General features: G+C 61.6%; 18 protein-coding genes. 9 read left to right on the forward strand and 9 right to left on the reverse strand.

Translation table 11 applies throughout. The features are described from left to right. Positions 1-19: 19 nt before the first annotated feature. Positions 20-979 carry a quinone oxidoreductase family protein gene (locus JFT85_RS28150; RefSeq protein ID WP_201230828.1) on the forward strand — a complete coding sequence of 320 codons (960 nt, stop codon included), beginning with the start codon at positions 20-22 and terminating at the stop codon, positions 977-979. 441 nt (positions 980-1,420) lie between these two features. After that, positions 1,421-1,756 carry a DUF6124 family protein gene (locus tag JFT85_RS28155; protein ID WP_201230830.1) on the forward strand — a complete coding sequence of 112 codons (336 nt, stop codon included), beginning with the start codon at positions 1,421-1,423 and terminating at the stop codon, positions 1,754-1,756. A gap of 119 nt (positions 1,757-1,875) precedes the next feature. On the opposite strand, the gene JFT85_RS28160 is transcribed toward JFT85_RS28155, so the two are convergent. Both JFT85_RS28160 and JFT85_RS28165 read right to left on the reverse strand, forming a co-directional pair. Next, on the reverse strand, positions 1,876-2,907 hold the full coding sequence (locus JFT85_RS28160; RefSeq protein WP_078828470.1) for a purine-nucleoside phosphorylase: 1,032 nt from the start codon (positions 2,905-2,907) through the stop codon (positions 1,876-1,878). 14 nt (positions 2,908-2,921) lie between these two features. Next, on the reverse strand, positions 2,922-3,884 hold the full coding sequence (locus JFT85_RS28165; protein WP_053256628.1) for a nucleoside-specific channel-forming protein Tsx: 963 nt from the start codon (positions 3,882-3,884) through the stop codon (positions 2,922-2,924). A gap of 206 nt (positions 3,885-4,090) precedes the next feature. On the opposite strand from JFT85_RS28165, the gene JFT85_RS28170 reads away from it, so the two are divergent. Beyond that, entirely contained in the window at positions 4,091-4,903 is an 813-nt protein-coding gene (locus JFT85_RS28170) for an aminoglycoside phosphotransferase family protein (protein ID WP_073637751.1), read from the forward strand. Here JFT85_RS28170 and JFT85_RS28175 read toward each other — a convergent pair. Then, the gene (locus JFT85_RS28175) at positions 4,885-5,832 is read right to left on the reverse strand and encodes an AraC family transcriptional regulator (RefSeq protein ID WP_201230831.1); all 948 of its coding nucleotides are present in this window, start codon (positions 5,830-5,832) and stop codon (positions 4,885-4,887) included. The genes JFT85_RS28170 and JFT85_RS28175 overlap by 19 nt on opposite strands. A gap of 256 nt (positions 5,833-6,088) precedes the next feature. Between JFT85_RS28175 and JFT85_RS28180 the strand changes: the two genes are divergently transcribed. Further along, positions 6,089-7,369, forward strand: a complete 1,281-nt coding sequence (locus JFT85_RS28180) for an ABC transporter substrate-binding protein (RefSeq protein WP_201230941.1) — start codon at positions 6,089-6,091, stop codon at positions 7,367-7,369. A gap of 21 nt (positions 7,370-7,390) precedes the next feature. Then, the gene (locus tag JFT85_RS28185; protein WP_069552706.1) at positions 7,391-8,164 is read left to right on the forward strand and encodes an L-iditol 2-dehydrogenase; all 774 of its coding nucleotides are present in this window, start codon (positions 7,391-7,393) and stop codon (positions 8,162-8,164) included. Positions 8,165-8,303: 139 nt separating this feature from the next. Here JFT85_RS28185 and JFT85_RS28190 read toward each other — a convergent pair whose 3' ends face one another. Beyond that, the gene (locus JFT85_RS28190; protein WP_053256623.1) at positions 8,304-8,996 is read right to left on the reverse strand and encodes an NUDIX hydrolase; all 693 of its coding nucleotides are present in this window, start codon (positions 8,994-8,996) and stop codon (positions 8,304-8,306) included. Between the two features lie 146 nt (positions 8,997-9,142). Between JFT85_RS28190 and JFT85_RS28195 the strand changes: the two genes are divergently transcribed. The 4 genes from JFT85_RS28195 (at position 9,143) to JFT85_RS28210 (ending at position 12,445) form a co-directional block, all read left to right on the forward strand. Next, entirely contained in the window at positions 9,143-9,790 is a 648-nt protein-coding gene (locus tag JFT85_RS28195; protein WP_053256622.1) for a nicotinamidase, read from the forward strand. Between the two features lie 11 nt (positions 9,791-9,801). Beyond that, positions 9,802-11,019, forward strand: coding sequence for a nicotinate phosphoribosyltransferase (gene pncB / locus JFT85_RS28200; RefSeq protein WP_201230834.1), 1,218 nt, complete (start codon positions 9,802-9,804; stop codon positions 11,017-11,019). A 1-nt stretch (position 11,020) separates the two neighbouring features. Beyond that, positions 11,021-11,860 carry an ammonia-dependent NAD(+) synthetase gene (gene nadE / locus JFT85_RS28205; protein ID WP_073637747.1) on the forward strand — a complete coding sequence of 280 codons (840 nt, stop codon included), beginning with the start codon at positions 11,021-11,023 and terminating at the stop codon, positions 11,858-11,860. Between the two features lie 99 nt (positions 11,861-11,959). Continuing rightward, positions 11,960-12,445, forward strand: coding sequence for a hypothetical protein (locus tag JFT85_RS28210; protein WP_139372233.1), 486 nt, complete (start codon positions 11,960-11,962; stop codon positions 12,443-12,445). Positions 12,446-12,484: 39 nt separating this feature from the next. On the opposite strand, the gene JFT85_RS28215 is transcribed toward JFT85_RS28210, so the two are convergent. Genes JFT85_RS28215 through JFT85_RS28235 form a run of 5 tightly spaced genes read right to left on the reverse strand, consistent with a single transcriptional unit; the run spans position 12,485 to position 17,048 of the window. Then, positions 12,485-13,516 carry an ABC transporter substrate-binding protein gene (locus JFT85_RS28215; protein ID WP_078828464.1) on the reverse strand — a complete coding sequence of 344 codons (1,032 nt, stop codon included), beginning with the start codon at positions 13,514-13,516 and terminating at the stop codon, positions 12,485-12,487. A 13-nt stretch (positions 13,517-13,529) separates the two neighbouring features. Then, positions 13,530-14,627, reverse strand: a complete 1,098-nt coding sequence (locus JFT85_RS28220; protein WP_078828463.1) for an NAD(P)/FAD-dependent oxidoreductase — start codon at positions 14,625-14,627, stop codon at positions 13,530-13,532. After that, positions 14,624-15,967 carry an FAD/NAD(P)-dependent oxidoreductase gene (locus JFT85_RS28225; RefSeq protein WP_069552702.1) on the reverse strand — a complete coding sequence of 448 codons (1,344 nt, stop codon included), beginning with the start codon at positions 15,965-15,967 and terminating at the stop codon, positions 14,624-14,626. Before JFT85_RS28225 ends, JFT85_RS28220 begins: the two co-directional genes overlap by 4 nt. Next, entirely contained in the window at positions 15,964-16,254 is a 291-nt protein-coding gene (locus tag JFT85_RS28230) for a (2Fe-2S)-binding protein (protein ID WP_069552701.1), read from the reverse strand. Before JFT85_RS28230 ends, JFT85_RS28225 begins: the two co-directional genes overlap by 4 nt. Beyond that, positions 16,254-17,048: an ABC transporter permease gene (locus JFT85_RS28235; RefSeq protein WP_053256614.1), complete on the reverse strand. Its 795-nt coding sequence runs from the start codon at positions 17,046-17,048 to the stop codon at positions 16,254-16,256. Before JFT85_RS28235 ends, JFT85_RS28230 begins: the two co-directional genes overlap by 1 nt.

The raw sequence follows: 17,048 nt of genomic DNA on the forward strand, positions 1-17,048 counted from the left end.
CCTTCGATGGATATTAGCCATGAAAGCGCTGCAATTTTCCGCCACTGGCGACCTCGCTGCCCTGCGTGTCGTCGAGGTCGCCACGCCGGCACCGGCCGCCGGTGAAGTGCTGGTACAGATCAAGGCTGCGGGCTTGAACCCCAGCGATGTTAAAAACGTGCTCGGCCGCTTTCCCTACACCACGCTGCCGCGGATTCCCGGGCGAGACTTCGCCGGTGTGGTGGTGCAAGGCCCGCCAGCGTTGGTGGGGCAGGAGGTGTGGGGCACCGGCCGTGACCTCGGGTTTTTCGCCGATGGCTCCCACGCCCAATACCTCACCGTGTCAGCCAAAGGCGTGGCGCACAAGCCAACGCACCTGAGTTTTGCTCAGGCCGCCAGCCTTGGCGTGCCCTACACCACCGCCTGGGATGCCCTGGCGCGTAGCGGTGTCGCGAAGGGCACGCGTTTGTTAGTGATCGGTGCCAATGGTGCCGTGGGCAGTGCAGCGCTGGCCCTGGGCAAAATTCGGGGTGCCCAGGTGTTGGCGGCGGTGCGTAAACCCGACCAGGTTGAGGCGTTGCAGGCGCAAGGGTTTGACGCAATTGCACTGGGCCAGCCGGACGCGCTGGGTGCGCAGGTGAACGCGGTGTTCAAGGGCGGCGCCGATGTGATCTTCGACACGACCGGCTTCTGGCTGCCGGCCGCTGTCGCAGGGTTGGCTCCATTCGGGCGCATCGCAATCATCGCCGCACCGGTCGACGGCCATGTGCAACTGCCGGCGCTGGCCTTGTATCGCAAGGGCGGCTCGGTGGTGGGTATCAATTCGTTGCTCTACAACTGTGAGCAGTGCGCGGAGATGCTGGAACAGTTCGGGCGCTTCTTCGATGAAGGGCTGCTGCCACTGCCGACCGGGTTGCGCGAAGTGGCGCTGGCGGACGGGGTGCAGTGCTATGAAGAAGTGAACCAGGGCAGTGCTGACAAGATCATCTTCCTGCCTTAATGCGGTTAAAAAATCTGGGAGCGGGCTTGCCTGCGATAGCGGTGTGTCAGCCAACACCTCTCTGACTGACAGGCCCTCATCGCGGGCAAGCCCGCTCCCACAGTTTGATCTTCACTAAGCTTCGGGAACGAGCTTGGCTCGGACCTTTCCCACACAGGTTTCAGGTTGTCGTTCGGAAGGGCGCTGACTAACCTCATTGCCGTCGCTGCCAATTCAGCGATCGGATTTGACCGTCCGGCCTTGTTAACGAAACGCTACGCCCTGTACCAATCTCAGGCGCTTTTTCTGTGCCTGAGGTATTGTGTCGCGGCAGTTGTGCGCGGGATACCTTTGGGTATGCCGGGTTCGTTGACAACCGGTCGGTCAACCCGCGTACAGCTGCCACCTTCACCTCGTTTGACCGCGAGCGTTGGCGGCTCCACTTGTCGACGGAGTTCCACCATGATTAAAGACAGCCCAAACCCCCCAGGCCAGCAAGACTTCGATACCAGCACCTTGCACGACGTGGCCTACCGCGCGATCAACCATTACCTCAATCCCGGCAAGCCCATCCCCGAACCCACCGACGGGCTCTTCAGCGTGCGCGCCGAGCTGGGCACGGAAACCTTGCTGGTGAATGCTTCCCAGGATTTGGCGTCCATCAGTGAGATCGCCAACCACCTGGCGTTTGAAATCGACGGGGCTCAACGCACTGTCGCGCTGGGTATCTGCCGAATGCTGGAGGGCGTGCAGTTGTTGGTCGATAAGGCACTGAACGTGGCCCATCCGACCGCCTAACGATTGTAACGCGGTCAAAAATGTGGGAGCGGGCTTGCTCGCGAAAGCGGTAGGTCAGTCACAGAAAGGTTGACTGAAACACCGCATTCGCGAGCAAGCCCGCTCCCACAGGTTGATATTTATTGGGCGTCGGGAACGCCTTTTTCCCAGGCTGACCAGTTCTTCAGAATCGCCTGTACCAGCGGGTTACCCGTGCGGTAGAGGTTCTCCAGCGCCGGTACGAACCCACCCTGGTCGGCGTATTTGAGCAGGTTATCGACTTCGCTGTAGCCAGGGTACGGCCGGTCGAAATCGGAACCTGCACGCACCACGGCCAAACGCTGGATATCCACCAGGCCTTCACGGCTGGCGCGCAGCAAGGCTTCGTAGGTGGAGTTGTCTTCCTGCTGGGTGGTGCAGTACTCGCCTTTGTTGTCGGTGAGCAATTTGGTCCAGACCTCGGCGCGCTCGCTCAGGCGTGTGCCCGAGAACCAGGTGTTGCCTGCCAGCGTGTCACAGCGGGTGACTTGCGGCGGCTGGTTGGCAGGGGCGGCCGGGTAGTGTTTGCGCCAGGCGCTGGACTCCTTGCTTTCCGTCAGCTCAACCTTGTGCGACAAGTCATACGCCCTGGCTTGTAGTTTGGGGTTCAGCTCAAACACTTCGGTCTTGTAGTCCAGTGGCGGTTTTTCGTTGGGGCCTTTGGTGTTGATGCCGATGTAACCGGTTGGCCAATCCTTGGGCGCATCCCGCGAGTCCAGCTCCCATTGGGTGCCGAATTCCACCAGGTAATGGGCCCAGGCAGCCGTGCCGATCGTGCCGTGTTTGGGACTGATACCGGCAATCCCGGCGATCAGGAAATAGCTCTGGCGCAGGTCGAACTTGGGCGACAAGGCCAAGGCCAGGGTCGACGCGGCGGCGTTGGTCTGGCCCATGCCGGTCACCAGCAGGCATACATCCTGGGTGTTGCAGCGAATCACCGGGTATTCAGCCGACAGGCCCGGCACGCGGACTTCCTGCTTGAGCGCCAGGCGGTCGATCCAGGTTTGCGCCTCGGGGGCGAACATGGTGATCAGCATCACTTTGGGTTTGATCGGCGCGGGGGCATCCGCCAGCACCACGTGAGGCAGCAGGGCCAGGCCAACGGCCAGCGAGAGACGGGTAAACGCTTTCATCTAATGCTCCTTTATCAGAATTGGTAGCCGACACCGGCGTAGTAGCCCCAGCCATCGGAGCGGGCGCGGAAGTTGCCTTCGCCGAAGTTCAGCTCGCTGCCGTCCTCCCAGTTGCCGCCGTTGTGAAAGTAACGGCCGACCAGGGTAAAGCGCAGGTGGGTAAACGAATACAGCAGCACGTTGGTCGCCACCAACGAGTTGGCGGTGCGCGCCGGGTTGTCCTTGTGCAGGTCCGAGCCGAAATCGTAGTTGGTGAAGCCGATATAGGTCAGCGACGCACCGTTATCGAAACTGCTGATAGGCACGATGTACTTCATTTGTGCACGGTAGCCGTCCCACGAATATTCATTGCTCGCGCCATAGTTTTCCCACTGGTAGCGCCCATAGAAGTTGGCCGACAGGTTGACCCGCGAGTGCGTGTCGATGTCGGTGCCGAGGCCGCTGTACAGGGTGTTGGCGCGGTTGGATTTATTGCTGCCATGGTCGTAGATCCAGTCAAACGCTACATACCATTCCTTGAACGGACCGATGGCCAGGCTGCGGCCGGCCAAGTAGTCGATGGAGATGCGCGGCTCGTGCTCCATGAATACCGGCGAGCCATGGTCCCACGCGCCTTTGTCATTACTGTTACCGATACCGAGAATCTTCGGCACGTCGATATAGCCGTACAATTCGAACGGGCCTTTGCGGCCGAAGTATTCGTATTCCAGATAAACGTCATCCTGCGGCTTGGGGCCGAAGCTGATGTCTTTGCTGCCGATCAGAGTCAGGTCCTGGTTGAACCATTCCGACAGATAAACGCCTTTTTTCGTGGGGCTGACGTCGGGGCGCTTGGTCTCAGGGCTGAGGGTTTCGCCCTGTGCTGAATCATCAGCAAGTTTTTCCTGCGCCAAAATGGGGGCGCTGAGTACTCCCGTAACGGCAGCCAGTAGCAAGGAAACACCAAAGGAAGCAGGACGCCTTGAGGTGGGGTGCATTGAAAGTCCCTATTCGTACGCGGTTTGAACCCGATACCTCGGGTAACGGTGAACTTGGCAGCCAAGTTCGTTCCGCAAACGTTTGCACAGGCTGTACCAACTTTGCTCAATGGCTTGAATAAAATGAAAAAAATCGGAATTAGTCGACCTTTTGATCAAAAATGACTGGGTGTCATTTTTGCAGGCCACTACGAGGATCCACTCACATGTTCGAGCGCTATTTGCAATCCTGGAACCTGAAGGTTGATGGCGTCCCCGTCGTGACGCCCGGCAGTCACCTGTTGCCCGTGCGCTGGCAAGGCCGGCCGGCGATGTTGAAAATTGCTCACACTTCAGAAGAGCAGCTCGGCGGGCAGTTGATGAGCTGGTGGGCGGGCGAGGGTGCCGCCCAGGTGTATGCCCATGACGACGTGGCGTTGTTGATGGAGCGGGCCACCGGCCCGGGTTCCTTGATGCGCATGGCCCTCAATGGGCAGGATGATCAAGCCAGCCGGATTGCCTGCGCCACGGTGGCCCGGCTGCATGCGCCACGGCCATCGCCACCGCAAGGGTTACTGCCCCTGCACACCTGGTTTCAGTCATTGTGGACGGCCGCTGAGGACACAGGCGGCGTGTTGCGCGACTGCGCAGCGATGGCGCATGCACTGCTGGCGGCGCCACAGGACGTGGTGGTGCTGCACGGTGATATCCATCACGACAACATTCTCGACTTCGGTGCTCGGGGTTGGCTGGCGATTGACCCAAAGCGGGTCATCGGCGAGCGTGGTTACGATTACGCCAACCTGCTCTGCAACCCGGATTTGCCGACCTGCCACGATCCGGTGCGGTTCAATCGGCAGATCGCGGTGATTGCCCAGGCGGCCAACCTCGCACGCCCGCGCCTGCTGCAATGGGTCGTGGCCCATGCAGGTCTGTCCGCAGCGTGGTTCCTTGAGGATGGAGAGCGCCAGCGCGCAGCCATTGACCTTGAAGTCGCGCGCCTGGCGCAACGGGCGTTGGCTCAATGGCCGAGGGTGTAGGGCAATGGCTGATCGGCGGTGCGGTTGAACAGATGCATCGCGGTTTCGCGCCGATACTCACTCGGTGTCTGGTTCATTTCGATCCGAAAGTGCCGGTTGAAGTTGGACAGGTTGGCGTAGCCCACTTCGAAACAGATAGCCGCCACCGACATCTCGCTTTGCAGCAGCAGCCGGCAGGCGCGTTGCACGCGGAATTTGCGCATCAGGTCGATAAAACCGTGGCCGGTGTTGCGCTTGAAGAAGCGTGAGAAGCCCGGCTCGCTCATCTCCAGCTGTCGCGCGATGACCGACAGGCGCAAGTCGCCGGTCAGCTCGCGCATCAGGTAGTCGAAGGCTTTATTGATGCGCTCGGCGCTGCGTGCGTCGAGAGTGGGGGCATAGCAGGGGCTGGCCAGGGCCTGCACCTGTGGTGGCGGGGCGGTTTTCAGGGTGTCGAGCAGTTGCAGGAACAGGATCAACCGTTGCAGGCCGTGGGCGTTGCCGATGTTTTCCATCAAGCCTGCCGCCTGCACGGCCGTGTCACCGCTGAACTGCAGGCCGCGCCGGGCCTGTTCGAACAGCGGCTGCAGGTCGCCGAGCTCCGGCAGGGTCTTGCGCAGGGCGAGGAGGGCGGCGCCGTCGAACTGCAGCACCACGTCGCGGCCGCTCAGGTATTCGCCGGGCGCCAGGTCACCGATCCAGTCATGGGGCAGGTCTGGACCGATCAGCGCAACATGCCCGGCACTGAACGCACCGATATAGTCGCCCGCCACCAATTTGCCGCTGCCTCGGCGGATCAGGTGGATTTCGAATTCAGGGTGGTGGTTCCAGCGTGCCAGGTCATACGGGTAGTCATGTTCGAACCAGCGAAAGCAGTGGTCCGGCTCGGGCAGGATGACTTCCAGTTCGGCGGGGCGGTGCTCGAACAGCTCGGCGCGACTGACGGGCATGGCGATGCCTCTTTTAGTGGTTGAGTCGCCCCCAAAATACGCGCACTCGCGAGCAATACGCTACCCCCGGTTTCGCCTGGCACTGATACTTTTTTGCGCCTGTGGGCGGGGTTAAAAAAGTACCAGCCAGGCATTCGCCATGCGTTTGTGAGGGCTTGAGCGAGCTGCTGTAATCGACCCTCAACAACAAAAACAACAGGTGGAAACCGCCATGCTCCCGACCCGCAACGCCACACTTGCGCAAGCGCTGTTCCTGATGACCGGCCTGGCGCTGGCCATGCCCAGCTACGCCGCCGACACCGTCACCATCGCCACGGTCAACAACAGTGACATGATCCGCATGCAGCGCCTGTCCAAGGTGTTCGAGCAGCAGCACCCGGACATCAAGCTCAATTGGGTGGTGCTCGAAGAAAACGTATTGCGCCAGCGCCTCACCACCGACATCGCCACCCAAGGTGGGCAATTCGATGTGCTGACGATTGGCACCTACGAAACCCCGCTGTGGGGCGCCAAACACTGGCTGGAACCGCTGAGCCAATTGCCGGCTGACTATGACGCTGACGATATCTTCCCTTCGGTGCGCCAGGGCCTGTCGGTCAATAACACCCTGTATGCCTTGCCGTTCTACGGCGAAAGCACGGTCACTTACTACCGCACCGACCTGTTCAAGCAAGCCGGCCTGAGCATGCCCGCGCACCCGACCTGGACCCAGCTTGGTGAATTCGCCGCCAAGCTCACCGCAAAAGATCAAGGCCAATACGGCATGTGCCTGCGTGGCAAGGCTGGCTGGGGTGAAAACATTGCGCTGCTCAGTACCATGGCCAACGCCTTTGGCGCGCGCTGGTTCGACGAACAGTGGAAGCCCGAGTTGACCAGCCCCGAGTGGACCGCAGCAGCCAACTATTACGTCAACACCCTGAAGCACTATGGCCCGCCGGGCGTCTCCAGTAACGGTTTCAACGAAACCCTGGCGCTGTTCAACAGCGGCAAATGTGCGATCTGGGTGGATGCCAGCGTCGCCGGCTCTTTCACCACCGACAAGCGCCAGAGCAAGGTTGCGGATGATGTAGGCTTTGCCGCCGCCCCAACGGAAGTCACCGACAAAGGCTCTTCTTGGCTCTACGCCTGGTCCCTGGCAATCCCGGCCACGTCCAAGCATAAGGAAGCCGCCAAAGCCTTCATCAGCTGGGCAACTTCCAAGGATTACATCCAACTGGTCGCCGATAAAGAAGGCATCACCAATGTACCGCCGGGCACTCGCCAGTCCACCTACAGTGCGGCGTATTTGCAGGCCGCACCGTTTGCCCAGGTGACGCTGGAAATGATGAAACACGCGGACCCCGCGCACCCGTCGGCCAAACCGGTGCCCTACGTGGGCATCCAGTACGTGACCATCCCTGAGTTCCAGGCCATCGGCACCTCGGTCGGCAAGCTGTTTTCGGCAGCGCTCACCGGCGGCATGACGGTTGACCAGGCGCTGCTCGAAGCGCAGGCCACCACCGAGCGCGAAATGAAACGCGCCGGTTATCCCAAATAATTGTTAACGGACACGTACCCCATGAAACGACTGGAAGGTAAGAGCGCGCTGATCACTGGATCGGCGCGCGGTATTGGCCGCGCCTTTGCCCAGGCCTATATCGCCGAAGGCGCCACGGTTGCCATCGCCGACATCAACCTGCAACGCGCCCAAGCCACGGCGGCAGAGCTGGGCCCACAGGCTTATGCGGTGGCGATGGACGTCACCGACCAAGCCTCCATCGACGGCGCGCTTGCCGCCGTGGTCGCCCACGCCGGCAAGCTCGATATTCTGATCAACAACGCCGCGCTGTTCGACCTCGCACCCATCGTCGACATCACCCGCGACAGCTATGACCGGCTGTTCACGATCAACGTGGCCGGCACGCTGTTCACCTTGCAGGCGGCGGCGCGGCAAATGATCAGCCAGGGCCATGGCGGCAAGATCATCAACATGGCCAGTCAGGCCGGGCGGCGGGGTGAGCCGTTGGTGGCCATCTATTGCGCGACCAAGGCCGCAGTGATCAGCCTTACGCAATCGGCGGGGTTGAACCTGATCAAGCAGGGCATCAATGTCAACGCCATCGCCCCCGGTGTAGTCGACGGTGAGCATTGGGACGGTGTGGATGCACTGTTTGCCAGGCATGAAGGCCTGGCGCCCGGTGAGAAAAAAGCGCGGGTCGGCGCCGAGGTGCCTTATGGACGGATGGGCACGGCGGAGGATTTGACCGGGATGGCGATTTTTCTGGCGTCGAAAGAGGCCGACTATGTGGTTGCCCAAACCTACAACGTCGATGGCGGCAATTGGATGAACTGAAGCCGAGCACCCATCAACCGTGTGGGAGGGGGCTTGCGCCCGATTGCGGTATGACCGTCAGCAAATGCAGTGGCTGACCCGCCGCTTTCGGCAGCAAGCCCGCTCCCACCGTTGATTTTCATTGTGGGTGAATAGCGAGTTACTCGGCAAAACTGCGATCAAAGAAGTAAATCTCTCCAGGCTTCAGGTTCTGCACCGTCGCCTGCGGCCTGCCGCCATTGCCGTGCTTCTTGCGCCCGGTCTCGCGCAGATATCCCGCCTCCGTCAGCTTCAACAAGCGCTGGCGAATACTGGTCTTCAGTACCGGCCGTGAAAGCACCAGCGAGAAAATCGTGGTGGCTTCCGGCGCGCTGAATTCATTGCCCAGGAACATCAGCGGCAGGTTGCTGTACAGCGACTTGGACAACAGCCGCTCCTGCACCGCCGCCACGATCAGGTTGTGATCGAATGGCAGCTTGATACTGCCAGCGGCCACTGCGTTCAGCGAAAACCAGCCTTGATGCTCACCCAGGCTCACCTCATCGGCGACGATGGCCAGGTAGTAAGTGGAGGATGACCAGCAGCGTGGGTCACGAAACGCATCGCCCACCGTCCCGACCTGTTCACTCAAGGCCAGGTTGAAACCTACCTTGTCACTCGCCCGCAAGCGTTCTACCGCATCCTTGAGGCTCAGATCTTGCACGCCGCCGTTCACCACCACGCCCGGTAATGCCCAGTGCCCGGCAAAAGGCTCGGCTTCGCGCTTATTCAGCAGCAGCTTCAATTCCCCGGCAGCACGGCAGTAGAACAGCACGCACAGGTCGACGGTATGGAGGTAAGCGCTAAGTGGCATGTGAAATCCTTGTAGACAGCGGTGGAGCACAGTCTAACCCATCGAACAGCCATGTCATGTACTGAATAAAGCCTAGTCAAATAAATGTTTCTTGCAATGAAAGTACACGACGTGTACTTTTGTTTGCAGGCCACAGGAGAACTGCCATGCCCCTTTCGAAAACTGCCATTGCTTCATTCGACGTCGATGCCCAGAAAAGCTTCACGCCACTGTGCCCCAACGAATTGCCTGTGGCCGGCGGCGACCAGATCGGCGCTGAACTCAACTACATGGCCAGCCTGGCCGGCCGTCGTGTCGGCAGCAAAGACGCGCACACCCCGCACGCGCCCTGGGTGGTCACGCAGCACAGCGAGATGCTGCAACCCACCGGCCTGGCCCACGCGGATGTCACCTGGGTCAGCCACTGCGTACCGGGCACCGACGGTTTTACATTGCTGGATGAATTACCCGTTCCGTATGACTACGACTACTTCATCTGGAAAGGCGTCGAACCCGATCTGCACCCCTACGGTGCCTGCTACCACGACTTGCACGACAAGCTGTCCACCGGCGTTATCGAGTATCTGAACGCCCACGGCGTCACCCGGGTGATCGTCGGCGGCCTGGCCCTGGATTACTGCGTCAAGACCACCGCGTTGCAACTGCTCAAGGCCGGCCTGGAGGTGATCCTGCACTTGCCTGCGTGTCGAGCAATCAGCGAGGAGGGCGGCGTGCAGGCCGTTGGTGAATTGCAAAAGGCCGGTGCCGTGATCAGCAACACCCGCGAAGAACTGGCCGCGATGGCCACGCGTTAAGGAGAACCACCATGGAAAGTGCGTACGACTATGAATCCCCGGTGATCCAGGGCTTGCTCGACACTGATTACTACACCTTCACCATGATGCAGGCGGTATTGCACCAGCACCCGAATGTCGATGTGGAATACAACTTCATCGTCCGCTCGCCGGAAAAGCTTGGCCACTTGATCCCGGCACTGCGTGACGAGCTGGAAAAGCTCGCCGGCCTGCACATGCGCGAAGGCGAGCTGCGCTTTCTGTTCAACCCACGCTTTCGCGAATACCTCACTGCGGATTACGAGCGTTTTCTGGGGTTGTTCCGCTTTAATCTGCGCTATATCCACGTCAGCGAGGTTGACGGCCAACTGAACATCCGCGTGGTGGGCCCGATGCTGCACTGCATCATGTTCGAACAGCCGGTTTTGGCGCTGGTCAGCGAACTGCGCAACCGCGACAAGTACCCCGACGTAAGCCTCGAAGACGTCACCCGCAAGCTTTACCAGAAGTTCGACTGGCTGGAGAAAAACCTCAGCCGCGATGAGCTGGCCGACTTGCGTGTCTCCGACTTTTCAACGCGCCGGCGGCTGTCATTCAAGGCCCAGCGCGAAGTGGTCGATATCATGCGCCGTGACTTCCCTGGCCAATTTGTCGGCACCAGCAACGCGCACCTGGCCTATGAGTTTGACCTGCCGCTGATCGGCACCATGGCGCACCAGTGGCTGATGGTGCACCAGCAACTGGGCCGCTTGCGCGAGAGTCAGAACGCCGCGCTGGAAAACTGGGTGCGTGAATACCGCGGCCGCCTCGGCATCGCCTTGACCGACTGCATCAGCACCGATTTTTTCCTCAAGGACTTCGACCTGTACTTCGCCAAGCTTTACGACGGCCTGCGCCAGGACTCCGGTGACCCGATCTTATGGGCTGACAAAGTTCTGGCGCGCTACAAAGCAATGGGCATCGACCCGATGACCAAGGACCTGATGTTTTCCGACGGCCTGAACTTCGAAAAATGCCTGCCGATCCTGCGGCACGTGCGTGGCAAGGCCCGGTTCGGTTTCGGTATGGGCACCAGCCTGGCCTGCGATGTCGAGGGCGTGCAACCGCTGAGCATCGTCATGAAGCTGGTGCGGGTGCACGGCGAGCCGGTGGTGAAATTTTCCGATGATCCGATCAAGAACGTCTGTGAAGACGCCTCGTTCTTGCAGTACGCGGCGAAGGTGTTCAACGTGGGCAGTGTGGAGGTGTGACATGCAAGCACGTATCGCTGAGGAACTGAACATCAACCGCGCGTTGGTCAGTGGCGGTGAGCCTCGGGAAATCCAGCGGCGCATCGATTTCATCAAGGCCACCTTGCGCAGCTCCGGCTGTAAGGCTCTGGTGCTGGGCATCAGCGGCGGCGTCGATTCGCTGACCGCGGGCCGTCTGTGCCAATTGGCGGTGGAGCAATTGCGTAGCGAAGGCTACGCCGCGCGCTTTATCGCGATGCGGCTGCCCTATAAAACCCAGGCCGACGAGCGTGATGCCCAGGCCTCGCTGAACTTCATCACAGCGGACCACGTCGACACGTTGAACATCGCCGCCAGTGTCGACGGCCTGATGGCCAGCCTCACCGCCACCGAGGCTGGCGCCGCTCAGGTCGACTTCATCAAAGGCAACGTCAAGGCCCGCACGCGGATGATCGCGCAATACGCCGTGGCCAATCTGCACAACGGGCTGGTGGTCGGCACCGACCACGGCGCTGAAGCACTGATGGGGTTCTTCACCAAATTCGGTGACGGTGCCTGCGACCTCGCACCGCTGTCAGGCCTGACCAAAACCCAGGTACGCCTGCTTGCCAGCGCCCTGGGCGCGCCCGCTGAGCTGATCCACAAACAACCCACCGCCGACCTCGAAGACCTGGCGCCAGGCAAGGCGGATGAGCAGGCGTATGGCTGCACCTATGCAGAGATTGACGCGTACCTGATGGGCGAACCGGTGAGTGCGCGGGTGAGGGCGATTGTCGAACGGGCTTATGCCAATACGGCGCATAAACGCGCATTGCCGGTGGTTCCCGACTCGATCGGCAACACCCACCGCGTCAAAAAATAAGAACTTTCTTAGATTTTTGCAGGACGCGACTCACTACTCTCTGTGTTTTTACACCCGCGGCTTCGGTCCGTGCCACGGCTTGACTGGGGAGGCCAGAGAGTGAGGGAGTCAACCATTAACCGTCTTGCCCAATGCTTGCCGGAAATGACCGCCATGGTGTTCATGGCCCAGTTCTCAGCGGCCACCGTTACGTTGCTGACTAAAAAGACCTACCTGTGCTCTGTGGCCGCGCCGCTGCAAACCGGAGGCTGCCTGGGCCTCTTTGTCGGCTTGACGGCTTTTTCTGCGTTTGCCCATTGGATGCTGGCGCGCGGGCGCAGCTGCGCAACCGGCTTGCAGCTGGGGTATTTCATTTTCTGCCTGCTGCTGGTGACACCGACCCTGCAATACCGGCCCCACGCGCTGGTTTACGCATTGGGTATCGTGCTTCCGCTGCTGGGCCTGATTCTGATGAGCACGCAGCGTTATCAAGACATGCAACTGAAACTGGCGGAAATTCGCGTGCGCAAAACTGCCACTCAAGCGCTCTTGAAGAAGTACTCACATAACCCAACCACCGAATCGCGCCACACGAGCCGCCCGTAACGCTCGCGCAAGATCACGCGAGCGCTGCTGGCTTTGCGGTTAGCGTTCGATCGAGCGGCTCCACCGCGCATTCCACTCCGGCCGCGCCTGATTGACCTGGTCCCAATCAATTGAAATCGCCGTCTGCAGGTAACCCTGCATTGCCTCCACCCGCGCACGGGTTTTGTCGGTGGTCGGTGTAGTTGGGTTCGACGGAATCTGGTCGCCGTCCTCCAACGCCGGCGCCTGGGCTTGTGCCGTCAACAAAAACGCCGCGAGTTTTTGCGCCAGTTCCGGTTGGTCATTACGGGCAATCACGCATTCGGCCACGTTGAGCACCACCGCGCCTTCCTTCGGTTGCGCATATTCCATCGGGATGCCCAGCAGTTGCTGAGTGGTGACTTGGGTCGGGGTCAGGGGGAAGATCGCGGCTTCATCGGTTTGCACCATCTCGGAGATCTTCGCGGAGCTGGCGATGTATTCCAGCACGTTGGGGCCGATGGTCTTCGGCCAGGCCTTGAAGCCCGGTTCCACGTTGGTTTCGGAGCCGCCCTGGATACGGTTGAACATCAAAAAGCCGTGCAGGCCGAAGGTGGAGGAGGCGAGGGACTGGAACACCACTTTGTCCTTGAAGCGCGGGTCGGCCAGGTCCATCCACGAGGTGGGTGCGGCCCAGCCTTTTTCCTTGAACATCTTGGCGTTGTAGCCCAGGCCGGTAACGCCCAGCGTCACGGCCACAGCCTCTTGCTTGATTTTCGCCTTGGCCGGGATCTGCTCCAGCGACGGGCTCGGCGCCAGCTTGTCGCACAGGCCCATGGCGATGGCGCGGTACATGATGCCGTCGTCGAGGAACATCACGTGCATCTGCGGGTTGTCTTTATTGGCCTGGACCTTGGCGAGGATGTCCGACGAGGTGCCGGGCACGATCACCACCTTGACGTTATTGGCTTTTTCGAAGGCGGGCAGCACCTTGTCGGCGTACACCCGCTCCATGGTGCCGCCGTTCATGCCCAGGTACAGCGTCGGCGCAGCATGGGCGAGGGAGGCGAGCAGTGCGAGGGGCAAGCAGGACAGCGCGATATGTGTGTTCATTGGGTTTTTCCTCTCAGGCTTGGAAACGACGGATGGAAAACGCTTCGATGGGTTGGCGGCTGGCCCCGGCGCAGACGATCTCTGCCAGGGCTTCACCGACGGCGGGGCCGAGCTGGAACCCGGCGCCGGCAAAGCCGAAACCGTGGAGCAGGCCAGGTTGGGTGCTGCTTGGGCCGATCACCGGCTCATGGTCGGGGAGGTAACCTTCGGTGCCGCTCCAGGTGCGGATCGCCTGGGCGCCCTTGAGGAACGGGTACAACTCGCCGGCATTGCGCAAAATCTCCAGCACTGCCGCTTGCCCCGGGCGCGCCGTTTGCGGGCCCAGCGCAAACCCGCGGCCGCCGCCAAGGATGCAATTGCCCCGGGCGACCTGACGCGCGTATATCCCACCGCCTTCAACCCCGGTACTGACGTTCATCACCACCGGCAGCGGCTCGGTGACCAGCATGGCCGGGTGCGCCGCGGTGATCGGCACCGGCTCGCCGAACTGTTCGGCGACGTGACCGGCCCAGGCGCCGGCGCAGTTGAGCAGCCAGGCTGCTTGCAGGTGCAGGCCGTTGGCGCAGTGCACGTGGAAGCGTTGGCCGTCATGTTCGATGCGAATCACTTCGGCCTGCTCGTACACCGAGGCGCCGAGGCGCTGCGCTGCACGGGCGAAGGCGGGCGAGACCAGGCGCGGGTTGGCATGGCCGTCTTCAGGGCACAGTGACGCGCCGACCGCCACATCGCCGACCCAGGGAAAGCGTGCGCGCAATTGCGCGTAATCCAGCAGTTGCAAGCCCAGGTCAAAGTCCCGGGTTTGCTCGGCATACGCCTGCAGCGCGGCGAAATCCGCCTGGCTGCGCGCCAATTTCAAATGCCCGCAGCGCACGTACTCGCCGTCAATGCCGATCAACCCCGGCAAGTCGGCCCACAACTGATGGGCGCGTTGCGACAACGGCAACTGATGCACCGGCCGCCCCTGGCGCCGCACGCCACCATAGTTGACGCCGCTGGAATGAGAGCCACAGAAATCTCGCTCTACCAGGGCCACACGCTGGCCTTTGTGTGCCAGCGTCCGCGCCGCCGAAGCACCGACGATGCCGCCGCCCAGTACGATGACGTCGATCATGGCTGCACCTCCACGCCAAACGGCAGCGGTTTGATCGGCGCCTGGCCACGCAGGCGGCCTACGCTTTCAATCCCTCGACCACTGCGCTCGGCCACAATCTCGGCTGCGGCCAGCCCGCACATGCGGCCCTGGCAACGGCCCATGCCGACCCGGCAATGGGCCTTGACGCGGTTGAGTTCCCAATGGCCTTCATCCACCACCGCGCGCACCTCGCCGACGCTTACCTCTTCGCAGCGGCACAGGATCAGTGCATCCGGCGCCTGCGCAGCCCACTGTTGAGGAAAGGGGAAGGCGGTTTCCAGGCCATGGCGAAAGCGCTGGATGCCTGCCAGTTGCTGCTCCAGTTGGGCAGCGCGGCGCTGATCGATGGTGCTGCCTGAATCTTCCAGCACGGCCAATGCCGCGCGTTCACCGGCGATTTGCGCGGCGTCGGCGCCCATGATGCCGGCCCCGTCGCCCGCCAGGTACACGTTGTTTACGCTGCTGCGCCCGGCGCTGTCGCGCTGCGGCAACCAGGCACGGTTCAAGCTGCTCCAGGCAAAGTCACAGCCGAGCAGGTCCGCCAATTGTGTCTCGCTGCGCAAGGCATGGGCGAAGGCCACGGCGTCGCAGTCCAACCGGTGCTCACCCCAGCGAATCCCGGTGACCCGCAGTTCGCCGTCAATCTGCGTGAGCGTTGCGCCCTGATGCACGGGAATGCCATGGGCTGTCAGCCAGGCGCGATAATACAAACCTTTGGCCAGGGTCGCCGGTTGCCCGAGTAACGCCGGTAATGCACGGCACTGTGCGCTGAACGGCGCGCTGTCGAGCACTGCGACTACCTTGGCGCCGGCCTTGGCGTATTGGTAAGCCACCAGGTACAGCAACGGCCCGCTGCCACACAATGCGACCCGTTCACCGATGGCGCAGCCTTGATATTTCAAGGCGATTTGCGCCGCGCCCAGGCTGTAGACCCCCGGCAAGGTCCAGCCGGGCACCGGCAGGATACGGTCCGTGGCGCCGGTCGCGACAATGATCCGGGCATACTCGATGCTCTGCGCACGGTGGTTATTCAACATGTCCAGCCGACCGTCCTCGGCGTTCCAGACCAGGGTTTGCGGTCGGTAGTCGATCAATGGCGCCAGCTCATCCAGGGTGCGGTGCACGGCCTCGGCCTTGCGCGCTTCAAACCCATAAAGTTGCTTGGGCGAGCGCTGGAAGTTCGCCGGTTGGCGCCGATAGATCTGCCCGCCACCGCGCAGGCTTTCATCCACCAGACAAGGCTGGATGCCATGGTCGAGCAGGGTACGCGCCGCGCTGATACCTGCCGGGCCGGCGCCGACAATCACGATGGGTTTCATGCCTGGCGCCCCGGATCGCGGCTGATCGCCTGGCCTTCTTCCAACAGCGTCGAACACGCCCGCACACGGCGCCCGTCGCCCAGCCGCACCCAGCAATCCTGGCAGGCGCCCATCAGGCAGAAACCGGCACGCCGCTCGGCACTGAAATCGCTGCCGCGCAGGTGATCGGCGCAGGTCAGCATGGCGGTCAGCAGCGTGTCGCCCAGCAAGCCCGTGGCCGGCTGCCCATCCAGGGTGAAGGCCAGGGCAGGGCGCGCGGTTTCGGCCAATCGTTTGAACAATGCCATCAATGTTTCCCCACCAGCACGCGGTCCAGGCCGTAGACCCGGTCGAGCAGGATCATGGTCGCTGCGGTCAGCGCAATCACCAGTGCCGAGACCGCCGCCATCATTGGGTCGATGGACTCCGTGGCGTACACGTACATGCGCACCGGCAAGGTTTGCGTGGCCGGCGAGCTGACGAAGATCGACAGGGTCACTTCATCGAAGCTGTTGATAAACGCCAGCAACCAGCCGCCGGCTACACCGGGCAAAATCATCGGCAAGGTAATCTGACGAAACAGCGTAAAGCGGCTCGCACCCAGCGACTCCGCCGCCTGCTCGGCACTGCGATCAATGCCGATTGCCGCGGCCAGCACCAGGCGCAGCACATACGGCGTGATGATCACCACGTGGGCGAGCATCAGCCAGGTGAAGCTGCCATTCACGCCCATCAAGGCAAACAGCCGCAGCATCGCCACCCCCAGCACCAGGTGCGGGATGATGATCGGCGACAGGAACAGCGCACTGAAAAAATTGCGCCCCGGGAATTGATATCGGCTGATCGCCAAGGCCGCCGGCACTGCGATCAGTGTGGCCAGGGTCGCGGCGGTAAACGCCAGGATCAGGCTGTTATAGAACGCCTGGATGAAGTCGGCACGCTCGAACACCGCGCGAAACCAGCGCAGGGAGAAGCCCGACGTCGGCAGGCTCAAGGTGTTTTCGGGGGTGAAGGCCACCAGGCATACCACCACCAGCGGCGCCATCATGAACAGCACCACCAAACCGTGGAAACCCAGGGCCAAAGGACCGTTTCTGGACAT

Origin of the sequence: Pseudomonas sp. TH04 (assembly GCF_016651355.1) — a bacterium.
GTDB lineage: Bacteria > Pseudomonadota > Gammaproteobacteria > Pseudomonadales > Pseudomonadaceae > Aquipseudomonas > Aquipseudomonas fluorescens.

What these genes read in the sequence shown, in the direction of transcription:
- JFT85_RS28150 (WP_201230828.1), top strand. Translation starts at nt 20, where the DNA reads ATGAAAGCGCTGCAATTTTCCGCCACTGGCGACCTCGCTGCCCTGCGT.
- JFT85_RS28155 (WP_201230830.1), top strand. Translation starts at nt 1,421, where the DNA reads ATGATTAAAGACAGCCCAAACCCCCCAGGCCAGCAAGACTTCGATACC.
- JFT85_RS28160 (WP_078828470.1), bottom strand. Translation starts at nt 2,907, where the DNA reads ATGAAAGCGTTTACCCGTCTCTCGCTGGCCGTTGGCCTGGCCCTGCTG.
- JFT85_RS28165 (WP_053256628.1), bottom strand. Translation starts at nt 3,884, where the DNA reads ATGCACCCCACCTCAAGGCGTCCTGCTTCCTTTGGTGTTTCCTTGCTA.
- JFT85_RS28170 (WP_073637751.1), top strand. Translation starts at nt 4,091, where the DNA reads ATGTTCGAGCGCTATTTGCAATCCTGGAACCTGAAGGTTGATGGCGTC.
- JFT85_RS28175 (WP_201230831.1), bottom strand. Translation starts at nt 5,832, where the DNA reads ATGCCCGTCAGTCGCGCCGAGCTGTTCGAGCACCGCCCCGCCGAACTG.
- JFT85_RS28180 (WP_201230941.1), top strand. Translation starts at nt 6,089, where the DNA reads ATGACCGGCCTGGCGCTGGCCATGCCCAGCTACGCCGCCGACACCGTC.
- JFT85_RS28185 (WP_069552706.1), top strand. Translation starts at nt 7,391, where the DNA reads ATGAAACGACTGGAAGGTAAGAGCGCGCTGATCACTGGATCGGCGCGC.
- JFT85_RS28190 (WP_053256623.1), bottom strand. Translation starts at nt 8,996, where the DNA reads ATGCCACTTAGCGCTTACCTCCATACCGTCGACCTGTGCGTGCTGTTC.
- JFT85_RS28195 (WP_053256622.1), top strand. Translation starts at nt 9,143, where the DNA reads ATGCCCCTTTCGAAAACTGCCATTGCTTCATTCGACGTCGATGCCCAG.
- pncB (WP_201230834.1), top strand. Translation starts at nt 9,802, where the DNA reads ATGGAAAGTGCGTACGACTATGAATCCCCGGTGATCCAGGGCTTGCTC.
- nadE (WP_073637747.1), top strand. Translation starts at nt 11,021, where the DNA reads ATGCAAGCACGTATCGCTGAGGAACTGAACATCAACCGCGCGTTGGTC.
- JFT85_RS28215 (WP_078828464.1), bottom strand. Translation starts at nt 13,516, where the DNA reads ATGAACACACATATCGCGCTGTCCTGCTTGCCCCTCGCACTGCTCGCC.
- JFT85_RS28220 (WP_078828463.1), bottom strand. Translation starts at nt 14,627, where the DNA reads ATGATCGACGTCATCGTACTGGGCGGCGGCATCGTCGGTGCTTCGGCG.
- JFT85_RS28225 (WP_069552702.1), bottom strand. Translation starts at nt 15,967, where the DNA reads ATGAAACCCATCGTGATTGTCGGCGCCGGCCCGGCAGGTATCAGCGCG.
- JFT85_RS28230 (WP_069552701.1), bottom strand. Translation starts at nt 16,254, where the DNA reads ATGGCATTGTTCAAACGATTGGCCGAAACCGCGCGCCCTGCCCTGGCC.
- JFT85_RS28235 (WP_053256614.1), bottom strand. Translation starts at nt 17,048, where the DNA reads ATGTCCAGAAACGGTCCTTTGGCCCTGGGTTTCCACGGTTTGGTGGTG.